A 7909-nucleotide genomic window follows, 5' to 3' on the forward strand; every position below is an offset into this window, starting at 1 on the left:
TTTGCGCGTCCAAGAGGACACGGGGCGCTGTAATGTATGTCTGGGCGCGCATGGTGCGCATGATGGCCACGGCACGCAGCCGTGGCCCCTACGTGATGGGCGGCGAAGGCCGGCTGGCTTTCCGCTGCCTGCCGACCGACATCGATTTCAACATCCATCTCAACAATGCGCGATACATGATGCTGGCCGATCTCGGCCGCATCGACCTGTTTGTTCGTGCAGGCCTCATCACGCTGGCAAGGAAGAATGGCTGGGCGCCGATGATGGGCGGACTGCAGGCGGTCTATGCACGCGAGATCAGGCTTTGGCGCCGCTTCGAAGTGGTGTCCTCGATCGAGACCTGGGAAGGCACCCAGGTTGTCGGCAAGCACCGCTTCGTCCTCGACAATAGCGAGACGGCCGCGTTGATCCTGACGACAGCCGGCGTCTACGATCGCAAGGCTCGCAACTTTCTTGAGATTGACGAGGTGGTTTCGGCACTTGGTCGTGCCGTGAACCCGCGGCCACCGACGCAAACGGAGCGGATTTTCATGACATCGCACCAGGGTCTGCGCAGCTTGGCCAAGGGCGTCGATCGATCCCGGTAATCGGACTTTCCGCGATCGACGGGAACGTTTGCAACCACTCCACGACCGGTGGACAAAACGACATTCCAAGACTAGAAGGGAAAGGTATTTTTTCCTGCACCGAAGGAGAGCGAGCATGCTCTCGCACGACCGAGTCTGGGCTGCCATCGATGCTCTTGCCAAGCGCTATTCGCTTTCGGCCTCGGGTTTGGCCAAGCGTGCGGGGCTCGATTCCACTGCCTTCAACAAGTCGAAGCGTTTGTCGTCGGATGGCCGGCCGCGCTGGCCCTCGACCGAATCACTGGCCAAGATCATCGAGGCGACGGGCGCCTCACTCGACGAATTCACCAGTCTGATCGAAGGCCGGCCCGGGATCAGCAATGGTGCTTCGACCAGCAATGCCGCTTCGGTCGCCCGCAGAAGCTCCGTGCCGTTGCTCGGCTTTGCCCAAGCCGGCGCAGGCGGCTTCTTCGACGATGCCGGCTTTCCAGTCGGGCAGGGTTGGGATCTGGTCGAACTGCCGGCGCAATCGACCGAGAGCTCCTACGCGCTGCAGGTGCAGGGCGATTCCATGCTGCCGCTCTACCGCAATGGCGACGTCCTCATCGTCGAACCGGGCGCCGTCACCCGCAAGGGCGATCGCGTCGTTGTCAAGACCACATCAGGCGAGGTGATGGCCAAGGTGCTCGAGCGCCAGAGCGTCAAGTCGATTGCGCTGGTCTCGCTCAATCCCGATCATCCCGACCGCGACATTCCCATGCGCGATGTCGAGTGGGTGGCGCGGATTGTCTGGGCAAGCCAATAGGTCAAGCTGGTGCGGCTTCTCCATCATGCGCTGGCGGTTCTGATGGTCCCTGTGATGGCGGCCATGGTCGTCACCGGCGGTCGCACGTTGAAAGGAAGTGAAAGCGTCATTGCCGTGGACCAGCTTGATCCGGGCGCCGATACGATGGCGCAGCAGGCTGCCGGGACGGTGCCGCAGGAGCCGGCCACCTCAGCCATCGCAGCTCCACAGCCGCCGAAGCCGGGGCCGCATTCAAGGGCAATCGATCCCGAAATCGTCGCGCCGCCGGAACTGCCCGCCGACGGGCTTGAACGGGTCGAGCCGCGCGAGCCGTTGAGCAAGCTCGCGCTGGCTGTGCCACCCAAGCCGAAAATGCCTGACGATTGGAACGGCACAAAGCTGTTCCAGCCGGTTGCGCCGGCCGCCGGCCTGATCGAGGCAAAGGGTTACTCGGTCGCGGTTTCCGGCATCGATATCGTCAGGCAGGACGAGACCTGCAGCGAGGACGGCAAGCCCTGGCCGTGCGGCGTCCGGGCGCGGACGGCGTTCCGCGCCTTCCTGCGCGGCCGCGCGGTGGTCTGCACGGTGCCGCCGCAGGGTGGCCGCGACCTGATCGCAGCCGAGTGCCGGATCGGCAAGCAGGATGTCGGTCAGTGGCTGGTCGAAAATGGCTGGGCGCGCGCCGCCAAGGGTGGGCCCTATGTCGAGGCCGGCGACAAGGCACGCACGGCGAAGAAGGGCATTTTTGGGTCGGCGCCGAACCTTTCCGGCCTGCCGGCGATGCCGGCCGCACCGAGCCCGGCGCCTCAGGCGCCGAGTTCGATCCTGGAAGAGGCCGACGGCGTGCTCAAGCCAGCTGACCAGCCAGCGCCCGCTCAATGAGCGCACGTGTCTCGGCAACGCCATAGAGTGCTGCGAACGAACCGAAGCGCGGGCCGCGCTCCTGGCCGATCAGCACCTGGTAGATCATCTGGAAGAAGGCGCCCGATACGCCGGGGCCGCCTTCCGGGCTCTGCTTGGAATGATCCTGATAGCGCTCGATCCTGCGTGCGACATTGAGCGAGGCGTTCTGGATCGCTTCGCCACTGGCGTCCACCGGCAGCGCGCCAAGCGCTTCGTCGAGGGCTGCCAGCGCCTCGCGCTCGACCTCGTCGGCGGGCCGGAAGGTTTTCGTCGGCTTCACGAAATCGTCGAAATAGCGGATCGCATGGCCGACCAGCCGGTCGAGCTCGGGATGCGTCTTTGGCGTCACGCCTTGCGTATGACGTGAAATGAACCCCCACAGCACATCCTTGTTCTGCGCGTTGGAGGCGCTGACCAGATTGAGCAGCAGCGAGAACGGCACCGGCATGTCGATCGCGGGCGGGTTGCCGTCATGCATGTGCCAGACCGGATTGCCCAGCCGTTCCTTCCAGTCCTGCCGGGGATAGGCGGCGAGGAACGTATAGTATTCGTCCACGGCCCGCGGGATGACGTCGAAATACAGCTTCTTGGCCTGCCGCGGCCGCTGGTACATGTAGAGCCCGAGGCTTTCGGTCGGCGCATAGGTCAGCCACTCGTCGATGGTCAGCCCGTTACCTTTCGACTTCGAGATCTTCTGGCCGTTCTCGTCGAGGAACAGTTCGTAGACGAAATGCTCCGGCGCCCGTCCGCCCAGAATGTTGCAGATGCGGTCGTAGACCACCGCATTGGTCTGGTGGTCCTTGCCGAACATTTCGAAATCGACGCCAAGCGCTGCCCAGCGCATGCCGAAATCCGGCTTCCACTGCAGCTTCACGCGGCCGCCGGTGATCGAAAGCGTGGTCTCGGTGCCCTCGTCGTCGAAGGTGATGGTGCCGGCCTTGGCGTCGACATGCTTCATCGGCACGTAAAGCACCCGGCCGCTCTTCGGCGAGATCGGCAGGAACGGGCTGTAGGTCGCCTGCCGCTCGGGCCCGAGCGTCGGCAGCATCACCGCCATGATCTGCTCATAGCGTTCGGCGGCGCGCTTGAGCATCGCATCGAAACGGCCGGCTTTGTAGTATTGCGTCGCGCTGGCGAACTCGTAGTCGAAGCCGAACGTGTCGAGGAAGCGGCAAAGCATCGCGTTGTTGTGGTCGGCGAAGCTCGCATAGTCGCCGCCGAAGGGGTTGGGGACCGACGACAGCGGCTTGTGCAGATGCGGCTCGAGCGCGGCGCGGTCCGGCACACTGTCGGGTATCTTGCGCATGCCGTCCATATCGTCGGAAAAGCACAGCAGCTTGGTCGCGACCTTGTCCTGCGTCAGGACGCGGAAGGCATGGCGCACCATCGAGGTGCGCGCCACCTCGCCGAACGTGCCGATATGCGGCAGGCCGGACGGCCCGTAGCCGGTCTCGAACAGGACTGTTTGCGGGAAGTCGGCGCCTTTGTAGCGCTCGATGATCTTTTTGGCCTCCTCGAACGGCCACGCCTTGCTTTCGGTCGCGGCCGCCAGTAGCTCGGGGTTGAGATCGATGATGTTTGATCCCGCCATGTCACAGTTTTCCAAATCATTTGCCGGCCCGAAGGCGGGCCGCAGCAAGGGTTTTTCAACCGGTCTCTAGGCGTGCAGCGCCGGAGCGTCAACGCGTGCGGCGCTTTTTCCTTGCGGTGCAGAATGGGCGTTCCTAACTTCGAGGTCCGGTTCGAGGAGAAAAAATTGCCGACACCTCATGAAGCCCTGATCTATCTGATGGTCATCACCTCGGCCTCCGACCGCGACATGACCGATGTCGAACTGGCGCGGATCGGCGAGGTCGTCCGCTCCTGGCCGGTGTTCGAGGACTTCAACCACGACAGGCTGGTCGGCGTCGCCCAGGACTGCCAGAAGCGCCTGCACGAAAAGGATGGGCTGGAGGGCGTGCTGGCTGAAGTCGCCGAGGTCTTGCCTGAGCGGCTGCGCGACACCGCCTATGCCGCCGCCTTCGAGGTTGCCGCCGTCGACCTCGAAATGCGCATGGAAGAAGTGCGGGTGCTTCAGCTGATCCGTCGTCAGCTCGATCTCGACACGCTGACGGTTGCTGCCATCGGCCGCGCGGCCAAGGCGCGGCTGCGCACGCTGACCTGAAAGTCCTTGGCCGGGCGCTGTTGAGATGCAGCTCAGGCCGGCAAAGCTGACGGAACCGGATCAGAAAAAACTGACCGGAAAGTAGCGCAGATAAAATTCCGCGAACGTGCCTTTCATCGAAATTTCCTGCAGCGCGTAATCGATCGCGGCGGCCAGCGCCGGATTGTCCGCTTTGGTGGCGATGGCCATGCCAGTGCCCAGATATTCGGGCGCCAGATAGGGCCCGCCGGCAAAGCGGCAGCAGCCCGCCGCGTCCGAGCCGCCCAGCCAGAAAGCCAGGCGCATGCCGTCGCCGAAGGCGGCGTCGACCTTGCCGGCCTTGAGATCGGCATAGAGGTCTTCCGGCCTGTCGAAAGGGATGACCTGAACCGTGCTGAAATAGTCGCGCAGCATGCGCTCATGCGCCGAGCCTGATATCACGCCGACACGCTTGCCGTGCAATTTGTCAAAGACGGGCTCGGTCAGTGCCTTGCTCTTCGGCATGATGAAGCGCGCTGGAAACTGTAGATAGGAGCGCGAGAAGGCGTAGGTCGTGCGCGATTCCGGTGTTGCGGCGATGCCGGCGATGATCGCCTCGCCTTCGTCTTTCCGCAGTGCGCCTTCCAGCTCGGCCCAAGGCAGGGCCTGGATCTGGCATTTTTCGACGATGCCAAGCTCGGCGCAGATGGCGCGTGCCAGATCGATATGGAAGCCGGACAGCTTTCCCGCACCGTCGAGGAAGTTGAAGGGCGGGAAGTCCGTGGTGGTCAGGAATCTCAGCCGGGGCAGCGTCGAAAGGTCTGGTTTGGGCAGCCGCTCCTTGGCATCCCACAGCATCGGAACCTGAGGCGCCGCGGCGCGCGCGCCGTCGGCGAACGACAGCAATCCGATCAGCATCGCAAAGGCGAAGGATCTCCACCGGAACGCCAAGATAAAACTCCGCCACAGTCGTGCTCGCACCGGTTTTGGTACGAAAATGGTACAGGCACAATGGTTTTTGATTTCAACCCGCCGATTTCAGGATATGATTCAACCGGTTTGCAAATCAGCTCCGGCCGCCTCGGTGAGGGAAGCCACAAAATAAGTATGCGATTTGCAATCCGTGGTCGGTGGCGAAGTGTAAATCAGGCACGCATCATTGGCCGCAATGCACGAGGCAACATGGGGTTGATGTTGCGATGGGTCAGTTCGATCGCACGCTGGAATACATAGACCAACTGCAGCACGCCGCAACGGCGGCGGCGGTCTGTGAAAGGCTGCTGGGCATAACATCGGATTTCGGTCTCACCGCACTGATGGCTGGAACCGTACCGCAGCCAGGCACGCCGGCCGGCCAGCAAAAGCAGCATGTGCTTCTCTGCGATTGGCCGGGAGAGTGGCTGGAGCGCTATGTCGCGCGCAACTATGTCGATCATGACCCCGTCGTCAGCCATATGAAACAGTTGCAGGCGCCCTTCCAGTGGCACGAGGCGTCGCAGGGCATCCGGATCGACAAGAGCAGCGGCGAAGTGATGGGCGATGCCGGCGCCTTCAAACTGCGTGATGGATTGGCCTTTCCGTTGATCACGCTCGACGGCCAGATCGTCATGGTGTCGCTCGGCGGCGAGGCCGTGGAATTGTCCGTCGCCGAATTCGGCCAGGTGTCGCTGGTCTCGACCTACGCGGTCGGCCGCGCCATGCAACTCCACACCATGGCGAACAGCACCATCGATCATATCGTGCTGACGCCGCGCGAGCGCGAATGCCTGCAATGGGCCGCCGTCGGCAAGTCCGAATGGGAGATTTCGCAAATCCTCGGCATTTCCGAACACACCTCGGAGAAACATCTTCTTAACGCCAAAAGCAAACTAGGTGCCGTCAACAGGGTGCAGGCCGTCGCGGAAGCGATACGGCGCGGCTACATTAGTTAGGTCGGCCGTGCCGACCTGGAATTTTTGCCTACGCGATCACGCAATTTTCTCATCAAAGCACGGCCGTATCTTCCTCTGAACGCAGGAGACGGCGGAATGCTTTTTTCCCTTACAACCCAGGAATTGATGGAACGTCCCGACCTTTGGGAGGCCGTCCATCGGTTGCGCTACAAGATATTCGTCGAAGAGATGGGGTGGGATGACCTCAGGCGCCCCGACGGGCTCGAACTCGACCAGTTCGATCACGACGAGGCGGTCCATCAGATCGTCATCAGGGGCGGTGAAGTGGCGGGTTATCAGAGGATGTTGCCGACGACGCGGCCACATCTGCTGACCGAGGTCTTGGCCGATCTTTCCGAAGGAACGCCGCCATCGGGTCCAAACATCTGGGAATTGACCCGCTACGCGGTAGCTCCCGGTTTTCGTGACGGCCGTCGCGGCGTTTCGACCGTCGGCACCGAACTGATTGCCGGTTTCGTCGAGTGGGGGCTGAAGCGCGGCGTCGACAAGGTGATCATCGAGTTCGAGCCGATGTGGGTGCTGCGCGCCTTGCAACTGCATTTCCTGGCGACCCCGCTGGGCTATCAGCGCACCTATGGCAACCAGCAGGTCGTCGCCACCTTGCTGACCTTCAACGAACACACCCTCGATGTGGTGCGGTCGCGCCGCAATCATTTTGCTCCCGTGCTGGCCAGGGGATATCCCGACATGCTCGGGCAAAGGCGTGCGTCATGAGATCGGAGACAGTCATGAGCACACACCCGCAACCTGAACTTCGCAACCACACGCTGGTCGTCACCGTGTCGTCGAGTGACGGCCGGCCGGTGCTGGACAGGAGAGCCTATGAAAGCCTGGCAAGGACCTTCCATGAAGCCGCCGACAATGAGGAGGTTCGCGTCGTCGTGCTGCGCGGCCTGGCAGGCTGTTTCTGCCTGGGCGGGGACTTCTCCGAATTCCTCGACGCCACCAAGCACCAGAAACTGATTGCCGCCGTCACCGACCTGTTCCGCACGCTGGCGACGTTTCCCAAGCCCATCCTTGCCTGCGTCGATGGCGATGCCGTCGGTGTCGGCTGCACCATCCTGTTCCATTGCGACATGGTGATCGCGTCCGATGAGAGCACGTTCAGGGTGCCGTTCGTCGATTTCGGCCTGGTGCCGGATGCGGCGACCAGCATCCTGGCGCCGCAGAAGCTCGGCTATGCCGGTGCCTTCCGCTTCTTCTGCCTCGGCGACACGCTTCGCGCCGAAGATGCCAGGGCGCTCGGCCTTGTCGCGGAGATCGTGCCGGGAGGCACGGTCGAGGAGGCGGCCCTCGGCCGGGCAAGACAACTCGTCAAGAAGCCGGTCGCCGCCTTGCTGCAGACGCGCGGCCTGCTGAAGGGGAACACCGAGGCCCTCTGCGACCGCATCGATCAGGAGATTTCGCTTTTCCAGCAGGCGCTGCAGGACGACACCACGCTGCGGCGATTGCAGCGCATCGCCCGGCTCGCGGCCTGAGCGAAAGCAACGCGCCGCGGGGCCCCCGCCCCGGCGGGGGCTTTTTAAAAAAAGAGCGGGGCGGCCCGAGCAAAATTGTTTTTCTAGGGGGGGGGGGGGGGAGT

The 7909-nt window shown here is 63.0% G+C and carries 9 protein-coding genes; 7 read left to right on the forward strand and 2 right to left on the reverse strand.

The genetic code is table 11. The features are described 5' to 3' along the window. The first annotated feature begins 32 nt into the window (after window positions 1-32). The 3 genes from NKJ00_RS21530 to NKJ00_RS21540 all read left to right on the forward strand — a co-directional run bounded on the left by NKJ00_RS21530 (window position 33) and on the right by NKJ00_RS21540 (window position 2232). Complete coding sequence (locus tag NKJ00_RS21530) at window positions 33-587, forward strand: thioesterase family protein (RefSeq protein ID WP_352610729.1); 555 nt, start codon at window positions 33-35, stop codon at window positions 585-587. Window positions 588-702: 115 nt separating this feature from the next. Continuing rightward, window positions 703-1371 (forward strand): S24 family peptidase, encoded by a 669-nt coding sequence (locus NKJ00_RS21535; protein WP_352439629.1) that lies wholly within the window; start codon window positions 703-705, stop codon window positions 1369-1371. A gap of 42 nt (window positions 1372-1413) precedes the next feature. Next, window positions 1414-2232: a thermonuclease family protein gene (locus NKJ00_RS21540; RefSeq protein WP_128304374.1), complete on the forward strand. Its 819-nt coding sequence runs from the start codon at window positions 1414-1416 to the stop codon at window positions 2230-2232. Here the strand turns inward: NKJ00_RS21540 and NKJ00_RS21545 are convergent. Continuing rightward, on the reverse strand, window positions 2198-3844 hold the full coding sequence (locus NKJ00_RS21545) for a lysine--tRNA ligase (RefSeq protein ID WP_352631074.1): 1647 nt from the start codon (window positions 3842-3844) through the stop codon (window positions 2198-2200). The two genes, NKJ00_RS21540 and NKJ00_RS21545, sit on opposite strands and share 35 nt — an antisense overlap. A 123-nt stretch (window positions 3845-3967) precedes the next feature. On the opposite strand from NKJ00_RS21545, the gene NKJ00_RS21550 reads away from it, so the two are divergent. Then, window positions 3968-4417, forward strand: a complete 450-nt coding sequence (locus tag NKJ00_RS21550) for a tellurite resistance TerB family protein (protein WP_352631076.1) — start codon at window positions 3968-3970, stop codon at window positions 4415-4417. A 60-nt stretch (window positions 4418-4477) separates the two neighbouring features. On the opposite strand, the gene NKJ00_RS21555 is transcribed toward NKJ00_RS21550, so the two are convergent. Continuing rightward, the gene (locus NKJ00_RS21555) at window positions 4478-5326 is read right to left on the reverse strand and encodes an ABC transporter substrate-binding protein (protein ID WP_352631078.1); all 849 of its coding nucleotides are present in this window, start codon (window positions 5324-5326) and stop codon (window positions 4478-4480) included. 248 nt (window positions 5327-5574) lie between these two features. Here NKJ00_RS21555 and NKJ00_RS21560 point away from each other — a divergent pair, with 248 nt between their 5' ends. The 3 genes from NKJ00_RS21560 (at window position 5575) to NKJ00_RS21570 (ending at window position 7805) form a co-directional block, all read left to right on the forward strand. Next, entirely contained in the window at window positions 5575-6306 is a 732-nt protein-coding gene (locus tag NKJ00_RS21560) for a helix-turn-helix transcriptional regulator (protein WP_023811347.1), read from the forward strand. Window positions 6307-6402: 96 nt separating this feature from the next. After that, entirely contained in the window at window positions 6403-7041 is a 639-nt protein-coding gene (locus NKJ00_RS21565; protein WP_352631080.1) for an acyl-homoserine-lactone synthase, read from the forward strand. Between the two features lie 14 nt (window positions 7042-7055). Beyond that, the gene (locus NKJ00_RS21570) at window positions 7056-7805 is read left to right on the forward strand and encodes an enoyl-CoA hydratase-related protein (protein ID WP_013533649.1); all 750 of its coding nucleotides are present in this window, start codon (window positions 7056-7058) and stop codon (window positions 7803-7805) included. The last annotated feature ends 104 nt before the right edge of the window (window positions 7806-7909 follow it).

Origin of the sequence: Mesorhizobium sp. M0227, from assembly GCF_040321855.1 — a bacterium.
Lineage (GTDB): Bacteria > Pseudomonadota > Alphaproteobacteria > Rhizobiales > Rhizobiaceae > Mesorhizobium.

Coding starts and splice junctions, on each gene's coding strand:
- NKJ00_RS21530 (WP_352610729.1), top strand. CDS start 33: ATGTATGTCTGGGCGCGCATGGTGCGCATGATGGCCACGGCACGCAGC.
- NKJ00_RS21535 (WP_352439629.1), top strand. CDS start 703: ATGCTCTCGCACGACCGAGTCTGGGCTGCCATCGATGCTCTTGCCAAG.
- NKJ00_RS21540 (WP_128304374.1), top strand. CDS start 1,414: ATGGTCCCTGTGATGGCGGCCATGGTCGTCACCGGCGGTCGCACGTTG.
- NKJ00_RS21545 (WP_352631074.1), bottom strand. CDS start 3,844: ATGGCGGGATCAAACATCATCGATCTCAACCCCGAGCTACTGGCGGCC.
- NKJ00_RS21550 (WP_352631076.1), top strand. CDS start 3,968: ATGGGCGTTCCTAACTTCGAGGTCCGGTTCGAGGAGAAAAAATTGCCG.
- NKJ00_RS21560 (WP_023811347.1), top strand. CDS start 5,575: ATGGGTCAGTTCGATCGCACGCTGGAATACATAGACCAACTGCAGCAC.
- NKJ00_RS21565 (WP_352631080.1), top strand. CDS start 6,403: ATGCTTTTTTCCCTTACAACCCAGGAATTGATGGAACGTCCCGACCTT.
- NKJ00_RS21570 (WP_013533649.1), top strand. CDS start 7,056: ATGAGCACACACCCGCAACCTGAACTTCGCAACCACACGCTGGTCGTC.